General features: G+C 65.3%; 21 protein-coding genes and 1 tRNA gene. 15 read left to right on the top strand and 7 right to left on the bottom strand.

Going from position 1 to position 22,447, the window contains the following annotated elements; genetic code table 11:
* Nucleotides 1-114: 114 nt before the first annotated feature.
* Nucleotides 115-360, top strand: a complete 246-nt coding sequence (locus tag GDN70_RS21150) for a pentapeptide MXKDX repeat protein (RefSeq protein ID WP_018323138.1) — start codon at nucleotides 115-117, stop codon at nucleotides 358-360.
* 108 nt (nucleotides 361-468) lie between these two features.
* Here the strand turns inward: GDN70_RS21150 and GDN70_RS21145 are convergent, their stop codons facing one another.
* On the bottom strand, nucleotides 469-816 hold the full coding sequence (locus GDN70_RS21145) for a DUF6481 family protein (protein WP_028144734.1): 348 nt from the start codon (nucleotides 814-816) through the stop codon (nucleotides 469-471).
* A 266-nt stretch (nucleotides 817-1,082) separates the two neighbouring features.
* Between GDN70_RS21145 and GDN70_RS21140 the strand changes: the two genes are divergently transcribed.
* From GDN70_RS21140 to GDN70_RS21125, 4 genes are all read left to right on the top strand, one after another.
* Nucleotides 1,083-1,319, top strand: coding sequence for a hypothetical protein (locus tag GDN70_RS21140; protein ID WP_038970267.1), 237 nt, complete (start codon nucleotides 1,083-1,085; stop codon nucleotides 1,317-1,319).
* A 77-nt stretch (nucleotides 1,320-1,396) separates the two neighbouring features.
* On the top strand, nucleotides 1,397-1,627 hold the full coding sequence (locus tag GDN70_RS21135; RefSeq protein WP_028144732.1) for a hypothetical protein: 231 nt from the start codon (nucleotides 1,397-1,399) through the stop codon (nucleotides 1,625-1,627).
* A gap of 187 nt (nucleotides 1,628-1,814) precedes the next feature.
* A complete protein-coding gene (locus tag GDN70_RS21130) occupies nucleotides 1,815-2,606 on the top strand; it encodes a hypothetical protein (RefSeq protein ID WP_038970269.1) in 792 nt (263 codons plus the stop codon).
* Nucleotides 2,597-2,908: a hypothetical protein gene (locus GDN70_RS21125; RefSeq protein ID WP_152103001.1), complete on the top strand. Its 312-nt coding sequence runs from the start codon at nucleotides 2,597-2,599 to the stop codon at nucleotides 2,906-2,908. The genes GDN70_RS21130 and GDN70_RS21125 overlap by 10 nt, the downstream gene beginning before the upstream one ends.
* Before the next feature lie 52 nt (nucleotides 2,909-2,960).
* Here GDN70_RS21125 and GDN70_RS35055 read toward each other — a convergent pair whose 3' ends face one another.
* Complete coding sequence (locus GDN70_RS35055; RefSeq protein WP_157158009.1) at nucleotides 2,961-3,134, bottom strand: hypothetical protein; 174 nt, start codon at nucleotides 3,132-3,134, stop codon at nucleotides 2,961-2,963.
* Nucleotides 3,135-3,380: 246 nt separating this feature from the next.
* Here GDN70_RS35055 and GDN70_RS35050 point away from each other — a divergent pair, with 246 nt between their 5' ends.
* Together GDN70_RS35050 and GDN70_RS21120 are read left to right on the top strand one after the other, a co-directional pair.
* Nucleotides 3,381-3,542 (top strand): hypothetical protein, encoded by a 162-nt coding sequence (locus tag GDN70_RS35050; RefSeq protein WP_162832224.1) that lies wholly within the window; start codon nucleotides 3,381-3,383, stop codon nucleotides 3,540-3,542.
* 283 nt (nucleotides 3,543-3,825) lie between these two features.
* On the top strand, nucleotides 3,826-4,044 hold the full coding sequence (locus tag GDN70_RS21120; protein ID WP_028144729.1) for a hypothetical protein: 219 nt from the start codon (nucleotides 3,826-3,828) through the stop codon (nucleotides 4,042-4,044).
* Between the two features lie 152 nt (nucleotides 4,045-4,196).
* Here GDN70_RS21120 and GDN70_RS21115 read toward each other — a convergent pair whose 3' ends face one another.
* Nucleotides 4,197-4,424, bottom strand: coding sequence for a DUF2171 domain-containing protein (locus tag GDN70_RS21115; RefSeq protein WP_028144728.1), 228 nt, complete (start codon nucleotides 4,422-4,424; stop codon nucleotides 4,197-4,199).
* A gap of 116 nt (nucleotides 4,425-4,540) precedes the next feature.
* Between GDN70_RS21115 and GDN70_RS21110 the strand changes: the two genes are divergently transcribed.
* The gene (locus tag GDN70_RS21110; protein WP_038970270.1) at nucleotides 4,541-5,827 is read left to right on the top strand and encodes a hypothetical protein; all 1,287 of its coding nucleotides are present in this window, start codon (nucleotides 4,541-4,543) and stop codon (nucleotides 5,825-5,827) included.
* 33 nt (nucleotides 5,828-5,860) lie between these two features.
* Here the strand turns inward: GDN70_RS21110 and GDN70_RS21105 are convergent, their stop codons facing one another.
* Entirely contained in the window at nucleotides 5,861-6,088 is a 228-nt protein-coding gene (locus tag GDN70_RS21105; protein ID WP_157158010.1) for a hypothetical protein, read from the bottom strand.
* A 144-nt stretch (nucleotides 6,089-6,232) separates the two neighbouring features.
* A tRNA-Arg gene (locus GDN70_RS21100) sits at nucleotides 6,233-6,309 on the bottom strand.
* Nucleotides 6,310-6,717: 408 nt separating this feature from the next.
* On the opposite strand from GDN70_RS21100, the gene GDN70_RS21095 reads away from it, so the two are divergent.
* The 6 genes from GDN70_RS21095 to GDN70_RS21070 all read left to right on the top strand — a co-directional run bounded on the left by GDN70_RS21095 (nucleotide 6,718) and on the right by GDN70_RS21070 (nucleotide 17,956).
* A complete protein-coding gene (locus tag GDN70_RS21095) occupies nucleotides 6,718-11,922 on the top strand; it encodes an alpha-2-macroglobulin (RefSeq protein ID WP_152103000.1) in 5,205 nt (1,734 codons plus the stop codon).
* Nucleotides 11,923-11,933: 11 nt separating this feature from the next.
* Complete coding sequence (gene pbpC, locus GDN70_RS21090; protein WP_246554001.1) at nucleotides 11,934-14,165, top strand: penicillin-binding protein 1C; 2,232 nt, start codon at nucleotides 11,934-11,936, stop codon at nucleotides 14,163-14,165.
* A 50-nt stretch (nucleotides 14,166-14,215) separates the two neighbouring features.
* On the top strand, nucleotides 14,216-15,958 hold the full coding sequence (locus GDN70_RS21085; protein WP_028144723.1) for a glycosyltransferase family 39 protein: 1,743 nt from the start codon (nucleotides 14,216-14,218) through the stop codon (nucleotides 15,956-15,958).
* Nucleotide 15,959: 1 nt separating this feature from the next.
* Nucleotides 15,960-16,805, top strand: coding sequence for a phosphatase PAP2 family protein (locus GDN70_RS21080; protein ID WP_038946721.1), 846 nt, complete (start codon nucleotides 15,960-15,962; stop codon nucleotides 16,803-16,805).
* Between the two features lie 63 nt (nucleotides 16,806-16,868).
* Complete coding sequence (locus GDN70_RS21075) at nucleotides 16,869-17,621, top strand: glycosyltransferase family 2 protein (protein ID WP_038946722.1); 753 nt, start codon at nucleotides 16,869-16,871, stop codon at nucleotides 17,619-17,621.
* Complete coding sequence (locus GDN70_RS21070; RefSeq protein WP_018323154.1) at nucleotides 17,618-17,956, top strand: lipid-A-disaccharide synthase N-terminal domain-containing protein; 339 nt, start codon at nucleotides 17,618-17,620, stop codon at nucleotides 17,954-17,956. The genes GDN70_RS21075 and GDN70_RS21070 overlap by 4 nt, the downstream gene beginning before the upstream one ends.
* Nucleotides 17,957-17,965: 9 nt before the next feature.
* Here GDN70_RS21070 and GDN70_RS21065 read toward each other — a convergent pair whose 3' ends face one another.
* Entirely contained in the window at nucleotides 17,966-19,657 is a 1,692-nt protein-coding gene (locus GDN70_RS21065; RefSeq protein WP_152102999.1) for a Na/Pi cotransporter family protein, read from the bottom strand.
* A 178-nt stretch (nucleotides 19,658-19,835) separates the two neighbouring features.
* Nucleotides 19,836-21,020 carry a cystathionine beta-lyase gene (gene metC / locus GDN70_RS21060; RefSeq protein ID WP_038946724.1) on the bottom strand — a complete coding sequence of 395 codons (1,185 nt, stop codon included), beginning with the start codon at nucleotides 21,018-21,020 and terminating at the stop codon, nucleotides 19,836-19,838.
* 388 nt (nucleotides 21,021-21,408) lie between these two features.
* Between metC and GDN70_RS21055 the strand changes: the two genes are divergently transcribed.
* Nucleotides 21,409-22,425: an amino acid ABC transporter substrate-binding protein gene (locus GDN70_RS21055; RefSeq protein ID WP_028144715.1), complete on the top strand. Its 1,017-nt coding sequence runs from the start codon at nucleotides 21,409-21,411 to the stop codon at nucleotides 22,423-22,425.
* The last annotated feature ends 22 nt before the right edge of the window (nucleotides 22,426-22,447 follow it).

Raw genomic sequence — 22,447 nt, 5'->3', positions numbered from 1 at the left:
GCGGGCTCGTCAAAAATTTATCGGCGGCGGGGTAACAATGCGGGACTCGCATCCGTCGAGATTGAATAGCGGCGTCCGTCGCTGACAAACACCATCTCGAAGGGAAGATGATCCATGACCATTCGCACCCGTATCGTGCTCGGCGTCTCCGCTGCCGCTCTCTCGCTCGGACTCGCGCTCGCGCCGGCCGCCTTTGCTCAGGACAAGATGGGCAAGGATGACGGCATGATGAAAAAGGACACGATGTCCAAGGACGGCATGATGAAGAAGGACACCATGTCCAAGGACGACGGCATGAAGAAGGATCACATGTCGAAGGACGGGATGAAGAAGGACGACGGGATGATGAAGAAGAACTGATCTTCGACTGTGGTCCGCAGCAGACGGACGTGCGTCGAAAATCCAGGGGCGGTCACGTGGACCGCCCCGGATAGTCAGTTCAAATTCAGTTGAACGCGACCGTGAATGCTACTTGCGCTTGGCCTTGCGGGCGGCGTAGCGGGCGTCGCGCTTGGCCTTCTGCTCGGCCTCGACTTCAGCCTGCTTGGCGACCGCCTCCTCCGCCTCGCGGGCGATCCGGGCTGCCTCCGCGGCTGCGGCTTCTTCGGCGATACGCTTCTGCTCGGCCTTTTCGGCCTCGCGCGCTGCCTTTGTCTCGGCGCGCTTGGCCGCGAGGGCCTCGCGCTCGGCGCGTCGTGCCGCGACCGCCGGATCGTCATGACCCGGTTGCGACTTGAATTTGTTCAAAAGATTTTTGCGTGCTTCCTGCGCCGCCTTTTGTCGGTCGGAGAAGCCTGGTTCCCTGAATCCACTCATCGAACGAACCTTGTCTTCCTCACTTTCAGCCCTACATCACTGCGTGTTGGTACGTCGGCTGGGCATAGCGGGCGCCACGCGACGCAGAAGCGTGTACATCGGCGCGCGTCGCGAAGCCACCCATAATCGCAGCCGATCAGGTAGACGAAAAATCGTCGCCCCGACGATCTCGTAGCCCGGAAAAACTGCCGAATTGTGATGTCCCTCATAAGGGAGCACGAGGGGCGACGCCTAGCGTCCGCCCCGATACGAGACGGAGCACGGGCATGACGATCTTCCGCTTCCGCCAGAAGGCGCTGGCAATCGCCTTGGCTCTGATAGCCGTGGCCGGCGCCGCGCTGCTGCTCGCTCGTCCCCAGCCCATCCAGAGCGCCGTCCTGGGGGCCGACTGGGAATGCACGCAGACCGCGTTCGTGCTCACGACCTGTGCACCGCGGCTCCAGCAGGCGATCCCGGCGGTCGAAACCTCGCGCAAGGATGCGATCCGGGCGACCCGAGGCTGAACCTGACGAGCTGGACCGATCGGGATGTGACGGGACGTCGCAGAGGTGGTAAGCCGGCGCCCGCACGGTAGGTAGCCATGTCCACGTCCAAGCTCGAGTCCAAGCCCGAACCGGGCGAGAAGCCGAAATCCCGGCCGAAGCCTCAATCCGGCGATAACCGCCGCGGCGCGATCGCCGGCTTGATCATCGCGATCCTGATCCTCGGTGTCGGCTGGTGGCTCGCGCGGGACCTTACCGCGGCCAGCAAGATGCAAGACTGCCTGATGTCCGGGCGGAGCAATTGCAACGTGATCGAGCCGGCCCGCTAGAAGCACTCCAGCGCGGCCCGTCGAGCCGAAAAATTGCCGTGATCTTAATCATTTGTAACGCGACTTAGCCGAACAAAGCAGGTCAGCTATGTCAGCCGGCATCAAGCCGTGCGCGATCCGAATCGTCTATCGCGCCAGGCACCACGGCAATTGCGAGAGCAATCGAAAGAGTAGGGGTTAAGCACGCATGAGTGCGTCCAGCCGCATGAAGATCATCATTTCCTTGGTTTCGGCCATGTCGTTGCTCGCGCTTTCGGCACAGGCCCAGGACGCCAGGCCGTCGAGGGACGCGGGGCCGTCGAGGGACGCCGGCCAGCCTCCGGCCCGCCCGGGCGCAGGAGCACCCCCTCCGGACAGTCAGAACATGCGCAGGGGCTCGCCGCCGCAGCAGGCGGCCCGACCCGCGCCGCAGCCCGGTGGCCAGCCCCATGCTGGTCCCGGCCCGCACAGCGCCGGCGGCCCGCCGCCGGGACGCTATGTCGCCCGTGGTCCCGCTCCGACGCGCGACTGGGGCGGACATGCCTATCGTGGCAATCGCTCCTGGGATGGCGGGCGCTGGCGCCACGAAGTCCACAACGGCCGCTCCGGCTGGTGGTGGGACGTTGGCGGCGTCTGGTATTATTATCCGCAGCGGATGGCCGGCCCGCCGGCCTACATCTCCGAGGAATATTACGACGACGTGCCGGTGGCCTATGCCCCGCCGCCGCCTCCGGTCGCCTATGCACCGCCACCTCCGCCGCCGCCGGCTGATCCCGGCGCGAGCGCACTTGGCGGCGCCATCGTCGGCGGCGTGCTGGGCGGACTGATCTCGGGCAACGCAACAGGGGCTGCCGCGGGCGCGGTCCTCGGCGGCGCGACCGGAGCCATCGCCGGTGCCACCGCCGCATCCCAGCCGGGCTACTACTGGGCGCAGGGCAATTGCTACTACCGCTATCCGGACGGGCAGTACGTGGCGACCGATCCGCGAGCGTGCCGCTAAGGCACTGCTCGCATCCTGACCTGAAAGAGGCGGGCGAAAGCCCGCCTCTTTTTGTTCTGGCGCCGTCAACCGATTGTCTCGATGCGTATGTCGGCGCGACGTTCGGCGGCGCACAACAACTGCCTCAAAATAGCACTGGCTCCTGGTGCCGCTTCACGCGATTCTCAAAAGAAAAAACGTTGGGAAAACGATTCGCGGGGACGTGGGACATGCTGGATGCAATCCAGATCAGCTTGGCGCTTTGGGCCATGATCGTTTGCGGCGGGATCAAGCTGGGGCAGATGCTGCACTGCCTGGTTTAGCGAACGAAGCCGGCCGCGAGCCTTACTCGCCAACGCGACGGATCGTTCTGCGTCACACGAGCCAGTTGAAGAACGCAATTGCGCCCCAGACCAGGCCGGCGATCCAGGCCAGCATCACGATGCCGATGGTCCCGAGATAGGCGATGCCGAGCAGGTCGGTCCTTCGTCGTTGCGTCGGGACGTTGGCCGGAGCTGCTGCTTCTTGTGTCATGACGGGAAATACCATCGATGCCTCCGCGTGCTGCTGGAGCGTCGAAACATGGTTTAACCGAGATGCAGGTCGCGGACTGTGACACAATTCACAGATCGCCTGGATGAAGCCCAGCCGAATGGCTTCGCAATCAGCGCATGCGTGCAGTGAGGCAATTGTGCCGGAGCGTTTGCCTCGGTCCGGGAGACGCGGACGTTACCCCGCAATCATACGGACGAAATTGCCATGGGCTTGTCCAGATGGCCGGCTAGAGTCGGTCGCATGTATACCAAGTACGACCCACAGCACGAAGCGGAGGCCGCGATGAAGCGGGCTGCGGCATCGGAAGGTGCCGACCGGCAAAGGCTGATCCAATTGGCTCTGGCCTGGCACGAGCTGGCCCGCGACCGGCGCGATGAGCGGGCGGACTGCGGGCATTCTTAGGGGAATTTCGCGTCCGACGATGACGGGCCGAACTCGGCCGGCCGGCTGATCTGCATGAGAAAGCCCCGTGCTCGGGGGACAAGCACGGGGCCCTTCAAAGCCGACCGGGGCTGGCAGGTCGGCACCACTTGATTTCAAGCCATCCAACGTGCCGGTCGTGATCTCGTTCCATGCCGCTGCTCATTTTGTTGTGCCGCGTTCGATACGCCTGGCATTGCGCAAGGCGACCCGCCTCGCTCGCGCTCGAACAGGAACCTCCGTTCCCCGCGGACGTTGGCCGTCCATGACCGACCCCGAGTTACGCGCACAGTCCTTCGACATTGCCTGGAAATATCTCGACCGATCCGGCTTGCTCACAGGCGAGCACGAGGACTCCGCTCGCTTCATCCTGAACAGGATCGATCGGTTGATGCTGCGAGGAGAGCGCCGCAGGCTGTTGTTGTCGAACGCCGCGATCGACGCCTACCTGCTGCGGCCGACGCTCGTGCCCATGGATACGTGAATGGCGACGTGATCGATCCGACGAAACGCGACGTTAAGAAATGCGCGGCGCCGACATTACGATTACGATTCGTGCTTTTGGAACGAAGCGGAGTCGGATCGTGAACAAACAAAAAGCCCCCGAAGGGGCTCAATGTTCAGGCGGCTCAATGTTCAGGCGGCTTCCGTCTTCGGTACGGCGTCGGCATTCATTGAAAGCTTGACGACATCGCCTTCGACGGCACCGACATATTTCATGTCGATGTAGTGATGATGGTCCTTGTGACCTTCCGGGCTGTCCTTGCGCGTCAGCTTGATGCGGTTGCCCTCGACGCGGTCGACGGTGCCGACATGTGCGCCGTCCTTGCCGATGATTTTCATGTGCTCTCTGATCTCAGACATGTTGTCCTCCTTGCACCGTCTCAACGGCCAGGATCGTTGTTCGTTGCAGCAGGCGTGCGTTGGACCCAAGGCGATTTCCGCACGTTGACGTCCGATCGGATCTGCCCAAGACTCGCATGGAGACCATTCAGGCCTATCTGGAACGGAAGCACAGGGAACTCAGGCTGTTGAATGACTGCCTGAGCCATCGGCTCGATTTGACGCGTCCGCGATCGGTCGACGAGGTCGTCAGGTCCAAATTCCAGATCACTGCGGCGCTCAGGGCAGAGCACGAGCTGCACGAGTGGAAGGCAACGGAAACAGCCTGGTCGCACAGCGCCGATCCCGTCAGCGGGCCGTTCAAGTTCAGTTACGATTACCAGCGGGCCGATCTTACGGTGCGCGGTCCTTCCTTCTATGAGTTCGAATGCGGCTGCATGAGCGCGGCGATCTATACTGCCTCGGGCATGGCTGCGATCTCCGCCGTCCTGCTGGCCTCCGCGCAAATCGTCGAGAGGGCTGATTTGCTGGTGCTTCCCGGCTCCTATGGCGAGACGCTGGAGCTGATCCGGGGCCTTGTTCCTCATTTGCGGCTCGTGGCTTTGAGGCCGCCGTTGGGTGATGCGTTTGCTTCGGCGAATTCGCCGAAAATTCTGCTTTTGGATTCCTGCTCCCGCGCCGGCGCTTTTGAGGCGGCGACCCGAAGCGACGGCTCGAGTCTCGATCTCGTGATTTTCGATACGACATGCTTCGCGGGCAGCTCGGGCCGGATCCGGCGCGTCCTGAGTTGGGCCCGGCGATACGGAATTCCACTGGTGCTGGTGCGAAGCCACAACAAGCTCGATTCGCTCGGGGCGGAATATGGCCGCCTGGGCTCGGCGGTTTTCGTGCAGGGGAATGATGACCTGCAGCGGGCAGGGCGGCCTGAATGGACACGTCTCGCGGCCGAAACCCGCAACGCGGTGCGATTGCTTGGCGGCGCGGCGTTGCCGGCGCACTTCCCGCCCTTTGTCGGCAGCGCGGTCTACTGGGCCCTCACAAAGAGGCGCGTTGCGGCGATCCTGCGCAACGGCCGCAGCATGGCCCGCCATTTTGCTGCAACACTCCCGGCGCTCTCTGCCGAACTCCATTTCGCCCACGGTCTCTATGTCACCTTGCGGGGCAGGAGCCCTCTCGACGAGGCGAGCGCGCGGCAGGCCGCCGAGGACATGAGCAACGAACTGCGCGCCGAGGGCCTCCCGATTCGCCATGCCGGCAGCTTCGGTTTCGACTTCGCCGCGACCGAGTGGTTTCACGACGCGACCACGGACCAATACAGCGTGCGGGTGGCGGTCTCGGACTTGCCGACGGAGGTCTGGGATGATCTCACCGCGGCGATTGCGCGATGGTGGCACGCTCGTCAGTCGACAGGTGGCCGAGGATGAATGTCGGCGCTTGCGCGGAAGAGGGCGCCTCGATCAGTCGATCGCCAGGCAGTGCTCCAAGGCCGGCTTTTCGCTGTTATCGCGGCTGGGACGCGCCCACTCCTGAACGGCGAAGGAAAGGTGATGCTGGCCCATGGCGGCGCCAATGATCGATGCTTGAGCCACCTTGATGGGCCTGGTGACCACACTGGTGTTCACAACGCCTGCGTCGATTGCCAAAAACGACATCGCGACGATCGCCACCGCAGATGCGATGGCCATTCTCGTCCATTCGCCAGGAAGCATCGAAGTCCTTAACGCGGGCGCAATTCGCCCGCCGCTTACATAGGGCTGATCGGCACGGTTCAAAGGCCCGCGTATGGTTACCCACGCGTTCGTGAAGGGCGGTGGATTTAGAAATGAGACTGGCGATCCCAGCAGGACTCGAACCTGCAACCCGCGGAGTAGAAATCCGCTACTCTATCCAGTTGAGCTATGGGACCGTCGCTGCGCCAGCCTCCGTTTGGAGGCCGGCTGGTTCATCTACCATGCCAAATATGAAAAATATCGTCTTTCGCCAAGTCTGAACCGAACCGTTTTCCTCAGAGCCGCGACAAAGCGAGACGGTGGCATGTCAGGGTGCCGGGTTGAGCGGCAGCGGACTGGACGATGGATCACATCGCCGGGAACGCTGGCCAGCTTCCGGGATGTGGCCGCCGGTCGACGGGTCGGGTATCGCTGCGCCATCAGGACGGTGTGAGCGGCGGTATCTTGATCGGTCTCCTCTGGGCTTGCCTTTCCATGGCGAATGCGACGAATTGCACCTTTGGTTCCATCGCCTTGAGTCCGTCACCTTTCCGCGCATTTCATGCTGCCCGCGGGCGGCTGTCCGCGATTTCCGGGAGTCCATCATGATCGGTCTTGTTCGCGCCGTCACACTCTGCGCCACGCTGGCGCTCGGCCTCGCCGCCGCGCATGCCGCGGACAAGGCGTTCAAGCGCGACGACCTCGCCGATTCCGCGATCAAGCTGGAGGCCCAGATCAAGAGCGAGGCCGGGCCGGTCGCCAAGTCCAACGCGACGCTGCGCACCGACGCGGACGCCGCCTTCCGGCGCAATGATTATCGCACCGGCCTGTCGGTGCTCGGCCAGATCGCCGCGACCACGCCGGAGGACGCCGCCAACTGGCTACGGCTCGCCAAGGTCATCTTCCAGATATCGCCGAAGAGCTCGAGCGAGCAGACCTTCCTGCTGGAACGCGCCTCGACCGCGGCCTACATCGCCTACCAGCGCGCCGGCAATCCCGGCGAGGAGGCCGACGCCCTCGCCGTGCTCGGCAAGTCGCTGTCGGAACGCAAGCTGTGGCGGCCGGCGCTGGATTCGCTGCGGCTGTCGCTCGACATGCGCGAGGTCGCCGACGTCCGCGGCCAATATGAGAAGATGCGCGACGAGCACGGCTTCCGGCTGCTCGACTATACCGTGGACTCGGATTCGGCGAGCCCGCGCGCCTGCTTCCAGTTCTCCGAGGAATTGGCAAAACGCATCGACTTTGCTCCGTTCCTGGCGTTGGCGGGCCAGGACAAGCCGGCGCTGTCGGCCGAAGGCAAGCAGCTCTGCGTCGACGGGCTGAAGCACGGCGAGCGCTACAACATCAGTCTGCGCGCCGGCCTGCCGTCCACCGTGAAGGAGGGGCTGCCGAAATCGGCCGAGTTCAACGTCTATGTGCGCGACCGCAAGCCGTTCGTGCGCTTCACCAGCCGGGCCTATGTGCTGCCGCGGACCGGCCAGCGCGGCATTCCCGTGGTCAGCGTCAACACGCCCGCGGTCAACATCAACGTGTTCCGGATCGGCGACCGCAATCTGATCAACACTGTGGTCGACAGCGATTTCCAGAAGACGCTGTCGAAATACCAGCTCTCCGATCTCGGCGGCGAGCGCGGCGTGAAGGTCTGGACCGGCGAGCTCGCAACCGCGATGACGCTGAACCAGGACGTCACCACGGCCTTTCCGGTTGACCAGGCGCTCGGCGAGCTTCAGCCGGGCGTCTACGTGATGACGGCCGCCGCCAAGGGTCCGGGCTCGGACGACGATTACCAGCTCGCCACCCAATGGTTCATCGTCTCCGATCTCGGGGTGTCAGCCTATTCCGGCAATGACGGTATCCACGTGTTCGTGAACTCGCTGGCCTCGACCGATCCGGTCGGCAAGGCCGAGGTGCGGCTCGTTGCCCGCAACAACGAGATCCTGGCGACGCGCAAGACCGACGACAGCGGCCATGTGCTGTTCGAGGCGGGCCTTGCGCGCGGCGAGGGCGGCCTGTCGCCGGCGATGCTGACGGTCACGGGCGAGAAGGCCGATTATGCCTTCCTCAGCCTGAAGTCCTCCGCCTTCGATTTGTCCGATCGCGGCGTCTCAGGCCGCGTGGTGCCTGCAGGCGCCGACGCCTTCGTCTATGCCGAGCGTGGTGTGTACCGCTCCAGCGAGACCGTCTATCTCACCGCGCTGTTGCGCGACGGGCAGGGCAATGCCGTCAGCGGCGGGCCGCTGACGCTGGTGATCGAGCGCCCTGATGGCGTCGAATACCGACGTGCCGTGCTCGCCGACCAGGGCGCCGGCGGCCGTACGCTGTCCGTGCCGCTCAACTCGGCCGTTCCGACCGGGACGTGGCGGGTGCGCGCCTTCACCGACCCGAAAGGCTCCTCGGTCGGTGAGACCACTTTCATGGTCGAGGACTACGTTCCTGATCGGATCGAATTCGACTTGTCCGCCAAGGACAAGCTGATCAAAGCTAACGCTCCAGTGGAGCTTAAGGCGGACGGCCATTTCCTCTATGGCGCGCCCGCGTCCGGCCTGCAGCTTGAAGGCGACATGCTGGTCGCGACCGCGAGCGAACGTCCGGGCTTTGCCGGCTACCAGTTCGGCGTCGCCGACGAGGAGACCACCTCCAACGAGCGCACGCCGCTCGAGAATCTGCCCGAGGCCGACGCCAATGGCGTTGCGACCTTCCCGGTGACGCTGGACAAGCAGCCGGCTTCGACCCGTCCGCAGGAAGCCCAGATCTTCGTCCGCATGGTGGAGACCGGCGGCCGCGCCGTCGAGCGCAAGATCGTGCTGCCGGTGGCGCCCGCGACCGCCCTGATCGGCGTCAAGCCGCTATTCGGTGACAAGAACGTCGCCGAGGGCGACAAGGCCGAGTTCGATGTCCTGTTCGTCTCGCCCGAGGGCGAGAGGTTGCGCCGCGACGGCCTGCGCTACGAGCTCCTGAAGATGGAGTCGCGCTACCAGTGGTATCGCCAGAACAATTACTGGGAGTACGAGCCGGTCAAGTCGACCTCGCGCGTTGCCGACGGTGATGTGACCGTTACGGCCGACAAGCCGGCGCGGATTTCGCTCACTCCCCAGCCCGGCCGCTACCGTCTCGATGTGAAGTCGAACGACGCCGATGGCCCGGTGACCTCGGTGCAGTTCGACGTCGGCTGGTATTCCGACGGCAGCGCCGACACGCCGGACCTCCTGGAGACCTCGATCGACAAGCCGCAATATTCCTCCGGCGACACCATGACGGTGTCGGTCAACGTCCGCAGCGCCGGCAAGCTGACCGTCAACGTGCTCGGCGACCGCCTGCTGACGACGCAGACGATCGACGTCAAGGAAGGCACTGCCCAGGTGAAGCTCCCGGTTGGTAAGGACTGGGGCACAGGTGCTTACGTGGTGGCGACGCTGCGCCGCCCGCTCGATGCCGCTGCCCAGCGCATGCCGGGCCGGGCGATCGGGCTGAAATGGTTCGGCATCGACAAGCAGGCCCGCACCTTGCAGGTCAAGCTGTCGCCGCCGGCGCTGATCCGGCCCAACGCAACGTTGAAGATCCCGGTCAAGCTCGACGGACTCAATCCGGGCGAGGACGCCAAGATCGTCATCGCCGCGGTCGATGTCGGCATCCTCAACCTCACCAATTACAAGCCGCCGGCGCCGGACGATTACTATCTCGGCCAGCGCCGCCTGAGCGCCGAGATCCGCGATCTCTATGGGCAGCTCATCGACGGCATGTCCGGCACGCGAGGCCAGATCAAGTCCGGTGGTGACGCTGGAGCTGCCGAGTTGCAGGGTTCGCCGCCCGCGCAGAAGCCGCTGGCGCTCTATTCCGGCATCGTCACGGTTGGCTCCGATGGCAGCGCGGAAGTCGGCTTCGACATTCCGGAGTTCGCCGGCACTGCGCGCGTGATGGCGGTGGCGTGGACCGCGACCAAGCTTGGCCGCGCCAACACCGATGTCGTGATCCGCGACCCCGTCGTGCTCACCACGACCCTGCCGCGCTTCCTGCTCAATGGCGACCACGGCACGGTCAACCTCGAGATCGACAATGTCGAGGGACAGGCCGGCGACTACGTCATCAACGTGAAGACCGGCGGCCCCGTGAAGATGACGGGCAATCCCGCCACCACGGTCAAGCTCGCCGCCAAGCAGCGCAACTCGTTTGCGCTGGCGATCGACGCGACCGCGGCCGGGCAGGCGACGCTGGACGTCGACATCAGGGGGCCGAACGGGCTGACGCTGGCGCGCCATTACGCGTTCGACGTCAAGGCGGCGACGCAGGTCCTGGCACGGCGGTCGATCCGGACGCTGGCGAAAGGCGAGAGCCTGACGCTGACCTCGGACATGTTCTCCGACCTCGTGCCGGGCACCGGCAGCGTCTCCGTTTCGGCCAGCCTGTCGACCGCGCTCGATGCGGCGACGATCCTGAAAGCGCTCGACCGTTATCCGTATGGCTGCTCGGAGCAGATCACGAGCCGCGCGATGCCGTTGCTCTATGTCAACGACCTTGCTGCCGGCGCGCATCTGGCCATGGACACCGAGGTCGATCAGCGCATCCGCGATGCGATTGAGCGGCTCTTGGCGCGTCAGGGTTCGAACGGCTCGTTCGGCCTGTGGTCGGCCGGCGGCGACGACGCCTGGCTCGACGCTTACGTGACGGACTTCCTGACCCGTGCCCGTGAGAAGGGTTTTGCGGTGCCGGACGTCCTGTTCAAGAACGCGCTCGACCGTGTCAGAAACTCCGTCGTCAACGGCAACGAGCCGGAGAAGGACGGCGGGCGCGATCTCGCTTACGGCGTCTATGTGCTCGCACGTAACGGCGCAGCGCCGATCGGCGATCTCCGCTATCTCGCCGACACCAAGCTCAGCAACCTCGCAACCCCGATCGCGAAGTCGCAGCTCGCGGCGGCGCTCGCTCTGGTCGGCGATCGCAACCGCGCCGAACGCGTGTACGGCGCCGCGCTCGACAGCCTCGCGCCGAAGCCCGTGCTGGAGTTCGGCCGTACCGACTACGGCTCGCAGCTTCGCGATGCGGCGGCTTTGGTGTCGCTTGCCAGCGAAGGCAACGCGCCGAAGGCGACGTTGACGCAGGCGGTGTCGCGGGTCGAGACCGCGCGCGGGCTGACGCCCTACACCTCCACGCAGGAGAATGCATGGCTGGTGCTGGCGGCGCGGGCGCTGGCCAAGGAGAACCTGTCCATGGAAGTGGACGGTCAGCCGGTCAAGACCGCGCTGTACCGCAGCTATAAGGCCGCGACGCTGGAGGGCAAGCCGCTGAAGATCACCAATACCGGCGATGCGCCGGTGCAGGCGGTGGTCTCGGTGTCGGGCTCGCCGGTGACGCCGGAGCCGGCTGCATCCAACGGCTTCAAGATCGAGCGCAACTACTTCACGCTCGACGGCAAGCCGGCCGACATCAGCAAGGTCAAGCAGAACCAGCGCTTCGCGGTGGTACTGAAGATCACTGAGGCCAAGCCCGAGTACGGCCACATCATGGTGTCCGACTATCTGCCGGCGGGCCTGGAGATCGACAACCCGAAGCTGGTGTCGTCGGGCGACAGCGGCACGCTGGACTGGATCGAGGACGGCGAGGAGCCCGAGGAGACCGAGTTCCGCGACGACCGCTTCACTGCGGCGGTCGATCGCGCCTCGGATTCGAAGTCGGTCTTCACCGTCGCCTATATCGTGCGCGTGGTCTCGCCCGGCAAATACGTGCTGCCGCAAGCCTATGTCGAGGACATGTACAATCCCTCGCGCTATGGGCGGACGGGCACGGGAACGGTCGAGGTGCGGCCGGCGAAGTGAGTGCTGATGGGATGAGCGCAGCGGAGCCACATACTCAGTCGTCATGCCCGGGCTTGTCCCGCCTGCGCGGCCGAAGCCGCTTCGGCGCGGCGAAGGCCCGGGCATCCACGAACTGCGGCGCGGCCGGCAAGAGCGTGGATGGCCGGGACAAGCCCGGCCATGACGGAGTCCGGGGCAGGGGCCTTCGTATCCTCTCCGGCGCTGCTCTCACCCTCATCCTCGCCATCGTCGGCTTCGTGACCTGGGTCTATTCGCTCGGACCTCTCCCGCTCGACGAGGCCCGGCACGTGTCCACTACCATCGTCGACCGCAACGGCAAGCTGCTGCGGGCCTACGCCATGGCCGACGGCCGCTGGCGGTTGCCGGTCGATGCCAAATCCAGCGTCGACCCGACCTATCTGAAGCTGCTGTTCGCCTATGAGGACCAGCGCTTCTACGCCCACAACGGGCTCGACCCGCTCGCACTCGGGCGCGCCGCCTTGCAGCTGGCAACGCGCGGCCACATCGTCTCAGGCGGCTCGACCATCAGTATGCAGCTGGCGCGGCTGATGGAGCCGCGGCGGCAGCGCTCGCTCTACGCCAAGCTGCGGCAGATGGTGCGCGCGATCGAGATCGAGCGCAGCATGAGCAAGGAGCAGATCCTCGACCTCTATCTTGCGCTGGCGCCTTATGGCGGCAATCTCGAGGGCATCCGCGCCGCCTCGATCGGCTATCTCGGCAAGGAGCCGAAGCGCCTGTCGCTGGCCGAAGCCGCGCTGCTGGTCGCGCTGCCGCAATCGCCGGAGACGCGCCGCCTCGATCGCCATCCGGAGGCAGCGCGCAAGGCGCGCGATCGCGTGCTCGACCGCATGGTCGAGGAGCATGTGGTCAGCGCAGACGACGCAAGGCAGGCCAAGGCCGTGCCCGTGCCAAGACTGCGCAGGCCGATGCCGATCCTGGCGCCGCATGCGTCCGACACTGCGCTGTCGACGGTCAAGGATACGCCGGTCATCAAGCTGACGCTGGATGCGAATTTGCAGAAGGTGCTGGAGCCATTGGCGCGCGACCGCGCCATTGCGCTCGGGCCGAACATCTCCGTCGGCATCATCGTGGTCGACAACGAGAGCGGCGACGTGCTCGCACGCGTAGGGTCGGCCGATTACTTCGACGAGAGCCGGGCAGGGCAGGTCGACATGACCCGCGCGATCCGCTCGCCGGGCTCGACACTAAAACCCTTCATCTACGGGCTCGCCTTCGAGGACGGTTTCGTCCATCCGGAGAGCCTGATCGACGACCGGCCGGTCCGCTTCGGCTCCTACGCGCCGGAAAATTTCGACATGACCTTCCAGGGCACGGTGCCCGTGAGGAAGGCGCTGCAACTCTCGCTGAACGTGCCCGCGATCGTGCTGCTCGACCGCGTCGGCTCCAGCCGACTGGCCTCGCGGCTCCGGCAGGCCGGCGGCAATCTGGTTCTGCCCAAGGACGAAGCGCCGGGGCTCGCCATGGGGCTCGGCGGTGTCGGCGTGACGCTGCAGGATCTTGCCCAGCTCTATACGGGCTTTGCCCGCCTCGGCACCACCAAGCCGCTGCGCGAGGTGATGGCTGACAAGGACGACCGCGAGCCGCTCCGGCTGCTGGACCAGGTCGCGGCCTGGCAGGTCGGCAACGTGCTGCTGGGCACGCCGCCGCCGGAGAACGCCGCTCACAACCGTATCGCCTTCAAGACCGGCACCTCCTATGGCTATCGCGACGCTTGGTCGGTCGGGTTCGACGGCCGGATGACCGTCGGCGTCTGGGTCGGCCGGCCCGATGGTGCGCCGGTTCCGGGCCTGATCGGGCGCGTCGCCGCCGCTCCGATCCTGTTCGATGCCTTCGCCCGCACCGGCAAGACGCTGGCCGCCTTGCCGAAGCCGCCAAGGGGAACCCTGGTTGCCAGCAACGCCAAGCTGCCGCTGCCGCTGAAGCGGTTCCGCCCGGTGGGGGAACTGGTGCGGACCGGCCGTGAGCAGGCGCTGCATATCCAGTTTCCGCTGAATGGCTCGCGGATCGACGTCGATCGCTCCGGGGGGCAGGAGAGCGCCGCGATGCCGGTCAAGGTCGCTGGCGGCGTGCTGCCCATGACTGTCATGGTTAACGGCACGGCGCTCGGCGAGATCGATGGCCGCCGCCAGCGCCTGATCGATCCGCCCGGTCCGGGCTTTGCGCGGCTCACCGTGATCGACGCCACGGGCGCCGCGGACACAGTCGTCATTCGAATTCAATGACCCTGCCTCAAGCGGTTGTGGCGATGGCGGTTTCAGCGTAAGCGGAACCAATGGCCGAGACCTATCCTACTCCCCGTTTTGGAGCGCCCCGCGAGCCGAAATCGCCCGCAAATCCGGGCAGCCGGCTCGTGAGCATGCTCGATGTCGCCACGGCCAGCCATGCCCGCGCCGTCGCCTTCCTGGTGCTGTGCGCGCTGCTGTTGTTCCTGCCGGGCTTCTTCACGATCCCGCCGATCGATCGCGACGAGGCGCGGTTCGCCCAGGCCACCAAGCAGATGGTCGAGAGCGGCGACTATGTCGATATCCGCTTCCAGGAGGACGTCCGCTACAAGAAGCCGGTCGGCATCTACTGGTTGCAATCGGCGACGGTCGAAGCCGCCTCGATGCTCAAGCTGCCGAAGGCCGAATTGCGGATCTGGGTCTACCGGCTGCCGTCGCTGTTCGGAGCGATCGGCGCCGTGCTCATGACCTATTGGGCGGCGCTCGGATTCGTCACGCGGCGCGCCGCGGTGCTGGCGGCGTTGATGATGTGCGCTTCGGTGCTGCTCGGCGTCGAGGCGCGGCTGGCCAAGACCGACGCGATGCTGCTGTTTTGCGTGACCGCCGCGATGGGTGCGATGGCGCGCGCCTATCTGTCCTGGCAGCGCGCCGAGGACGAGACGCATCCGCCGTGGAGCTGGCCTGCGATCTTCTGGACCGCGCTTGCGGTGGGCATCCTGATCAAGGGTCCGCTGATCCTGATGTTCGCGGGGTTGACCATCGTCGCGCTCGCGATCCAGGACCGCGATGCCTCCTGGCTGTGGAAGCTGCGTCCGGTCTGGGGCCTGATGTGGATGCTGGTGCTGGTGCTGCCCTGGTTCGTCGCGATCTTCTGGCGCGCGGGCGATGCCTTCTTCGCCGATTCCGTCGGCGGCGACATGCTGAGCAAGATCGGCGCCCAGGAATCCCACGGCGCGCCGCCCGGTATGTATCTGGCGCTGTTCTGGATCACGTTCTGGCCGGGCGCGCCGCTCGCGGCGATGGCGGCACCCGCGGTGTGGCGGGCGCGGCGTGAGCCCGGCGCGCAGTTTCTGCTGGCCTGGCTGATCCCGTCCTGGATCGTGTTCGAGGCGGTGCTGACCAAGCTGCCGCATTACGTGCTGCCGCTGTATCCGGCGATCGCCATTCTCACCGCCGGTGCGGTGGAGCGGCGCGTGCTGTCGCGCTCCTGGCTGATGCGCGGCTCGGCCTGGTGGTTCGCGATCCCCGCGGCCGCCTCGATCATCGCGGTGGTCGGTGCGGTGATGCTGACGCGGCAGCCGGCTTTTGTGGCCTGGCCGTTCATCGCAGCATCGCTGATCTTCGGCCTGTTCGCCTGGTGGCTCTACGACAACAACCGCGCCGAGCGCTCGCTGCTCAACGCGCTGGTCGCGGCCCTGATGCTGGCGGTGGTGGTGTATGGCATCGTGCTGCCGTCCTTGACGCCCCTGTTTCCGAGCATCGAGATCGCGCGCGCGCTGCGCAACGTCACCTGCGTCGGGCCGAAGGCGGCGGCTGCCGGCTATCACGAGCCGAGCCTCGTCTTCCTGACGGGCACCCAGACCCTGCTCACGGACGGGTCGGGCGCGGCCGACTTCCTGAGGCAGGGGAGCTGCCGCTTTGCGCTGATCGAGCAGCGTTCGGAGCGGAGCTTCGTGCAGCGCGCCGAGGCGATCGGGCTGCGCTACAAGGTCGGCACCCGCATCGACGGCTACAATTTCTCGCAAGGGCGCGCGATCTCGATCTCGATCTTCCGCTCGGAAGGCACCGAATAGGATGCCTGTTACGACCAGCCCCGCGCCCCGTCCGGGCTATCCCGCGCAATTGCTCGCCGTGTCCCGGAGCGCGCTGGCGCAGCTCGTCCGCACGCCCTCGCATTCGCGCCGCGCAGAGGCCGCGCGAAAACTGGCGCGGCATTCGCTGTGGCTCAGTGCGGCGGGCGCGGCTCTCGTCATCGCGCTGATGCTCGCGTTCGACCAGACCGAGATCCAGCTGATGCCGGCTCGCGGCACGCCAAGCCTGTGGCCGATCCGCATCCTCACCGATTTCGGCAAGGACGAGTATCTGCTCTCGGTCCTCGGGGGCTTGCTGGTGGTGTTGGCGTTCGTTGCGGCCGGGCTTCACGGCACAAGCCGCGCGCTGCTCCTCGGTCTCGGCACACGGCTGCAGTTTGTGTTTCTGTCGATTGCCGTGTCGGCATTCGTTGCCGAGGTCCTGAAATATATCATCGGCCGCGGACGTCCGTTTGTCGGCGGCAAGGCCAATCCGTTCAACTTCATGCCGTTCGAGGGGACGGGGGCTTATGCCAGCCTGCCGTCGGGCCATGCCGTGGCGGCGTTCGCTCTGGCATTTGCAGTATCGGCATTGTGGCCGCGCTTGCGCGTGTTCATGTTCACTTACGCAATCGTGATCCTGTTGACGCGTCTGGTGCTGGTCGCGCATCACCCGAGCGACGTCGTGGCCGGCGCCCTGGTCGGCACGGTCGGCGCCATGGCGGTCCGCTATTGGTTCGCGGCCAGGCGGCTGGGCTTTGCCATCTGCGCCGATGGCACCATTGTGCCTCTTGCCGGGGCGGTTTCGGGCCATCTCAAAAGGGTTGCCCGCGGGGCATCCGCCCCATAAAAGCGGCTGCCTGTCGGGGCCGCCGGTTCCCCGGGAAGGTCCATTCCAACCACGAGCCTCGATTTGTCGTCGTCCCAGCCTTCGGTTTCCCAGCCCTCGGTTTCCATCGTCGTTCCCGTGCGTAACGAAGCCGACAACATCGCGCCGCTGATCGCGGAGATCGGCGCGGCGCTCGATGGCCGCTGGGCCTATGAGATCATCTACGTCAACGACGGCTCGACCGATGCGACCGGCGAGCGGCTCGCGGCGATCATGGCGCAGCGGAGCAATCTGCGCCAGCTTCGCCATGCCAGATCAGGTGGCCAATCCGCGGCCGTGCGCAGCGGCGTGCGCGCGGCGCGCGGGGCGATCGTGGCGACGCTCGATGGCGACGGCCAGAACAATCCGGCCTTCCTGCCCGACCTGATCGCGGCGGTCGAGAAGGGAGCAGGGCGCGTCGGCCTCGCCGCGGGGCAGCGTGTCGGACGCAAGGATACCGGTTTCAAGAAACTCCAGTCGCGCGTGGCCAACGGCGTCCGCAACTCCATCCTGAAGGACGGCACGCGGGATACCGGCTGCGGGCTGAAGGCATTCCGGCGCGAGGTCTTCCTGATGATGCCCTATTTCGATGGGCTGCATCGCTTCCTGCCGGCGCTGGTCCGGCGTGAAGGCTACGACATCGCCTATGTCGACGTGATCGACCGGCCGCGCCATTCCGGCGTGTCCAACTACGGCTTCTTCGACCGGCTCTGGATCGGCATCATGGATCTCGCCGGCGTATGGTGGCTGATCCGCCGCAAGAAGCCGACACCAGATGTGACTGAGGTGAACGCATGATCATTCAATACGGTCAGGCGCTGAGCAACTATCTCTACGACGTCTTCGTCGCCAAGTTCGATTTCTGGCTGGCGTTCGGCCTTGTCGCGCAGCTGTTCTTCACCGCGCGCTTCCTGGTGCAGTGGATCGCGAGCGAGCGCGCCGGCAACAGCGTGGTGCCGATGGCGTTCTGGTTCTGCTCGATGGGCGGCGGACTGATGACGCTGGTCTACGGCGTCGTGAAGCGCGAGCCGGTCATCATCCTCGGACAATCGCTCGCGACCATCATCTATATCCGCAACATCATGCTGATCATCAAGAACCGCGGCCGCGCCTCGAAAACGCTCGATCGCTGAGCCCAGGTTTTAGCGCGGCAACGCCGAGGCCGCGCCTGAGGCTGGCAGGGCGGCTGTCTCCGCCTCGGTCCTGCGATAGGGCACGCCGGCCGCGTCGAGCACGGGATAGGCGACCGAGCAGATGTGCGAGTGGATGCGGCGCAGATCGCGCAGCACGTCCAGATGCAGCGAGGTCGTCTCGATGGTCTCGGGGCGGCCCTCGCGCAGGCGGTCGAGGTGGCGCTCGACTGCGGCAAGCTCGGTGTTGCGCAGTGCAGTTTTCTCCACCAGTAGCTTGCGCGCCTCGTTGGCGTCGCCGGACATGAAGACGCCGAAGGCGATCCGCAGCGAGTCCATGGTGCGCTTGTGGAAGGCGGCGAGCTCGTCGGCCCCTTCCGCCGAGAACTGGAAGCGCCGCTTGATCTTCTTGGTGGCGAGCTCGCTCAGGCTCTTGTCGATGATGTCGCCGATATGTTCGAGGTTGATGGCGAAGGAGATGATCTCCATCGCGCGCCGCCCTTCGCTCTCGTCGAGGCTGCCCCGCATCAGCTTGGTCACGTAGAGCTTGATGGCCTCGTCGAGACCGTCGACGAAATTGTCCATCTTGGAGACCTGGTCGACCAGCGCACGGTCGCCGGTCATCATCGCCGCCATCACCTTCCGCAGCATGACCTCGACGAGATCTCCCATCCGCAACGTCTCGCGAGCGGCGTCGGCGAGCGCCAGTGATGGCGTCTCCAGCGCAGTCTCGTCGAGATAGCGCGGGCGGGCCGGATCGGCCTCCTGCACGCGATCCGGCAGAAGGCGTGTCAACAGGCGCGACATGGTGTCGAGCAGGCCGATGAAGACGACGGCCGTGCCGACATTGAAGGTGATGTGGAAAGCCGCCGTCATCTTGGCCAGATCAGGCTGCCAGGCGTGCATGTGCTCGGCGATCGTGCCGAGGAAGGGCAGGACGAGCGCAATCCCGATCACGCGGTTGACGAGATTGCCGACCGGCAGGCGGTAGCTCGCGGGATCGTCACGCCTGGCGCCCTCGAACACGGGATTGATGGCACTGCCGAGATTGGCCCCGAGCACCAGCGCCAGCGCCGCGTAGGGCGTGACGAACTGCGAATAGGCCAGCGACATGATCAGCAGCACGCTGGCGACGCTTGAATGCACGGCCCAGGTGACAAGGGCGGCGATGATGATGCACAATATGGGATCGCCCGTGATGGCCGACATCACGATGCGGACGCCCGGTGCGTTCTCCGCCGGCGCCAGCGTGTCGAGCAGGATATGCAGCGAGAGCAGCATCAGGCCAAGGCCGATGCAGACGCGGCCGATGTCCTTGATCCGCGATCGCGGGCCGGAGCGGAAGGCGACGAGGCCAAGCACGAACAGGACCGGCGCGACGGCTGCGATGTTGAACGACAGCACCTGCACGATCAGCGTCGTGCCGACATTGGCCCCGAGCATGATGGCAAGCGCCGCGGCAAGGCTGACGAGCCCCTCGGCTGCGAACGAGCTCGTGATCAGGGCGGTCGCGGTGCTGCTCTGGAGCAGCGCGGTGAGGCCGAGGCCGGCGGCGAAAGCGCTGCCGCGGTTGCTCAGCGCCTTGCCGAGCAGCCGCCTGAGGTCAGGACCGAAGGCGCGCAAGATCCCGCTGTGGACCATGTGCAGGCCCCACAGCAACAGCGCAACGCCGCCCATCAGATCGAGCAGAACCAACGTTCCCATGCTCCGTGTCCGGATTGGAGTCGATTTGTGAGGCTAGCGCCAAATGCTTGAGGTTCAAACCTTTTGTTGGCGCGTCGGCGTTAACGTTTACGCCAGCTGCACGTTCCCACGGCGCGCATTGCGCGTCCGTCGCGGCGCGCGTTGGCGCGTCCGCGGTCGAGATGCCTTGTGAGCAGGCTCACATTGCCGCTTTGAGGGCAGCGAAGCCGCGGTCGAGATCGGCCTTGAGGTCGTCGACGCTCTCGAGGCCAATGTGGAGACGCAGCGTCGGGCCGCCCGGCGCCCACTTGGTCGCGGTGCGATAGGCGTCGCAGTCGAAGGGAATCGCGAGGCTCTCGAAGCCACCCCAGGAAAAACCCATGCCGAACAGCTTGAGCGTGTTGAGCATGGTGTCGACGGCCTTCTGCGGTGCTGGCTTCAGCACGATGCTGAACAGGCCTGACGCGCCGGTAAAGTCACGCTTCCAGATCGCGTGGCCGGGATCGGTCTCGAGCCCCGGATGCAGTACGCGCGCGACCTCGGGTCTAGCAGCGAGCCAACGCGCCATGTCGAGCCCGGAGCGGTGATGCTGTGCCAGCCGCACCGACAGCGTGCGCAGGCCGCGCAGCGCCAGGAAGACGTCGTCGGGTCCAGCGCAGACGCCGAGCAGGCGGATGCCTTCAGTGACCATCGGCCAGGCCTTGGCATTGGCCGAGATGGTGCCGAACATGATGTCGGAATGGCCGCCGATATATTTGGTGGCGGCCTGCATGCTGATGTCGACGCCCTGTTCGAGCGAGCGGTGATAGAGCGGCGTCGCCCAGGTATTGTCGTCGATGACGAGCGCGCCGTGCCGATGCGTGACCTCGGCGATGGCGCGAATGTCCGGCATCTCGAACGATTGCGAGCCCGGGGCCTCCACCAGAACGGCCCGGGTGTTGGGCTTGAACAGCTTGTCGATGCCGGCGCCGATCATCGGATCGAAATAGCTGGTCTCGACGCCAAGGCGGGTGAGCATGCCGTTGCAGAAATTGCGCGAGGGCCGATAGACGTTGTCGCAGACCAGGAGATGGTCTCCGGCCTTGAGCACCGAGAGCAGGGTGGTCGAGATCGCCGACAGCCCCGACGGGACGATGCCGACGCCGGCGCATTGTGGTCCCTCCAGCGCCATCAGCGTCTCCTGGAACGCCTTGGTGGTAGGGGAACCGTGGCGGCCATACGTGAACTCGCCGCGATGGGCGTGCAGGTCCTCCGCAGTCGGGTAGAGCACGGTCGAGCCATGAAAGACCGGCGGATTGACGAACCCCTTCTGCGCCTTGGTGTCGCGGCCGGAGGTGACCAGCCGGGTCTCGGCCTGCTGCTCTTGGGGGTGCGAGGAATCCATGCGTCTGCTTTCAAAACCGCGTTTCCGCTCGGGCTTGGCGCCTGACGGGCTGGCCGAAAGGCCGCTGTCGTTAATAACAGAACACAGAAGAGTCCCGTCAACCCCTTGACCCGGCACGCCAGTCGTTCTGTGATGCGCAGGTGCTATTCAGTCGCCGCATGTTGAGGGGCCTGCCGCGACCTTCGATCCATCGTCTGACCGGACCTTGCGTCACAGCCATATCGGCCGGCGCTGCGGCGGGGATTAAGGTATGGCCTTTCGGGATCGGCGGGTGTTCGGCAAGGTTTTCCAGCATGACTCTTGCAGGGCTGGCCTTGATACGCCTGGCCCTGGCAGGGATGATCCTGAGACAACGTTCCTTGATACGACTTTGAAAGGCCCAAAGCCCATGAAACGCGTAACCCTGGCTCTCACCCTTGCTCTCGCCGCCGGCCTCTCCGCCCAGGCCGCCGATGCGCAAACGCTCAAGACGGTCAAGGACCGGGGCATGTTGTCCTGCGGCGTCAGCCAGGGCCTGCCGGGATTCTCCTCGCCCGACGACAAGGGCAACTGGACCGGCCTCGACGTCGACGTCTGCAAGGCGATCGCCGGGGCGATCTTCAACGATGCGACCAAGGTCAAGTACGTGCCGCTGTCCGCCAAGGACCGCTTCACCGCGCTTCAATCCGGCGAAATCGACGTGCTCTCGCGCAACACCACCTGGACCATCTCGCGTGATACCTCGCTCGGCGCCAATTTTACCGGCGTGACCTATTATGACGGGCAGGGCTTCATGGTGAAGAAGTCGCTCAAGGTGAATTCGGCGCTCGAGCTCAACAGCGCCTCGGTCTGCGTGCAGACCGGCACTACCACCGAGCAGAATCTGGCCGACTACTTCAAAGCCAACAACATGAAGTACGAGGTGATCGCGTTCGGCACCAACGACGAAACGGTCAAGGCCTATGAGGCCGGACGCTGCGACGTCTTCACCACCGATCAGTCGGGCCTGTACGCCAATCGCCTGAAGCTTGCCAATCCCAACGACCACATGGTGCTTCCCGAAATCATCTCGAAGGAGCCGCTCGGCCCCATGGTGCGCCACGGCGACGATCAGTGGTTCGACATCGTGAAGTGGACGCTGTTCGCGATGGTCACCGCCGAAGAGCTTGGCGTGAGCTCGAAGAACGTCGACGAGAAAGCAAAGCTGGAAAATCCCGAGTTGAAGCGCGTCCTCGGCACCGACGGCAATTTCGGCGAACAGCTCGGCCTGACCAAGGACTGGGTGGTGCGGATCGTGAAGGCGGTCGGCAATTACGGCGAGGTGTTCGATCGCAATGTCGGCGCGGGCTCGCCGCTCGCCATCAATCGCGGTCTCAACAATCTCTGGAACAAGGGCGGTCTTCAGTACGCGCCGCCGATCCGCTGATCATCCTGATCCGCTGGCAGCG

The sequence above is a fragment of the Bradyrhizobium sp. TM102 genome (assembly GCF_009176685.1).
GTDB lineage: Bacteria > Pseudomonadota > Alphaproteobacteria > Rhizobiales > Xanthobacteraceae > Bradyrhizobium > Bradyrhizobium ottawaense.
Note: the sequence above shows the minus strand (reverse complement) of the source record. Positions and strands in the feature narration are given on the sequence as shown.

What these genes read in the sequence shown, in the direction of transcription:
- GDN70_RS21070 (WP_018323154.1), top strand. Translation starts at nt 17,618, where the DNA reads ATGATCATTCAATACGGTCAGGCGCTGAGCAACTATCTCTACGACGTC.
- GDN70_RS21080 (WP_038946721.1), top strand. Translation starts at nt 15,960, where the DNA reads ATGCCTGTTACGACCAGCCCCGCGCCCCGTCCGGGCTATCCCGCGCAA.
- GDN70_RS35055 (WP_157158009.1), bottom strand. Translation starts at nt 3,134, where the DNA reads ATGGTATTTCCCGTCATGACACAAGAAGCAGCAGCTCCGGCCAACGTC.
- metC (WP_038946724.1), bottom strand. Translation starts at nt 21,020, where the DNA reads ATGGATTCCTCGCACCCCCAAGAGCAGCAGGCCGAGACCCGGCTGGTC.
- GDN70_RS35050 (WP_162832224.1), top strand. Translation starts at nt 3,381, where the DNA reads ATGTATACCAAGTACGACCCACAGCACGAAGCGGAGGCCGCGATGAAG.
- GDN70_RS21105 (WP_157158010.1), bottom strand. Translation starts at nt 6,088, where the DNA reads ATGGCCATCGCATCTGCGGTGGCGATCGTCGCGATGTCGTTTTTGGCA.
- GDN70_RS21140 (WP_038970267.1), top strand. Translation starts at nt 1,083, where the DNA reads ATGACGATCTTCCGCTTCCGCCAGAAGGCGCTGGCAATCGCCTTGGCT.
- GDN70_RS21145 (WP_028144734.1), bottom strand. Translation starts at nt 816, where the DNA reads ATGAGTGGATTCAGGGAACCAGGCTTCTCCGACCGACAAAAGGCGGCG.
- GDN70_RS21065 (WP_152102999.1), bottom strand. Translation starts at nt 19,657, where the DNA reads ATGGGAACGTTGGTTCTGCTCGATCTGATGGGCGGCGTTGCGCTGTTG.
- pbpC (WP_246554001.1), top strand. Translation starts at nt 11,934, where the DNA reads ATGAGCGCAGCGGAGCCACATACTCAGTCGTCATGCCCGGGCTTGTCC.
- GDN70_RS21095 (WP_152103000.1), top strand. Translation starts at nt 6,718, where the DNA reads ATGATCGGTCTTGTTCGCGCCGTCACACTCTGCGCCACGCTGGCGCTC.
- GDN70_RS21135 (WP_028144732.1), top strand. Translation starts at nt 1,397, where the DNA reads ATGTCCACGTCCAAGCTCGAGTCCAAGCCCGAACCGGGCGAGAAGCCG.
- GDN70_RS21120 (WP_028144729.1), top strand. Translation starts at nt 3,826, where the DNA reads ATGACCGACCCCGAGTTACGCGCACAGTCCTTCGACATTGCCTGGAAA.
- GDN70_RS21130 (WP_038970269.1), top strand. Translation starts at nt 1,815, where the DNA reads ATGAGTGCGTCCAGCCGCATGAAGATCATCATTTCCTTGGTTTCGGCC.
- GDN70_RS21085 (WP_028144723.1), top strand. Translation starts at nt 14,216, where the DNA reads ATGGCCGAGACCTATCCTACTCCCCGTTTTGGAGCGCCCCGCGAGCCG.
- GDN70_RS21055 (WP_028144715.1), top strand. Translation starts at nt 21,409, where the DNA reads ATGAAACGCGTAACCCTGGCTCTCACCCTTGCTCTCGCCGCCGGCCTC.
- GDN70_RS21110 (WP_038970270.1), top strand. Translation starts at nt 4,541, where the DNA reads ATGGAGACCATTCAGGCCTATCTGGAACGGAAGCACAGGGAACTCAGG.
- GDN70_RS21150 (WP_018323138.1), top strand. Translation starts at nt 115, where the DNA reads ATGACCATTCGCACCCGTATCGTGCTCGGCGTCTCCGCTGCCGCTCTC.
- GDN70_RS21115 (WP_028144728.1), bottom strand. Translation starts at nt 4,424, where the DNA reads ATGTCTGAGATCAGAGAGCACATGAAAATCATCGGCAAGGACGGCGCA.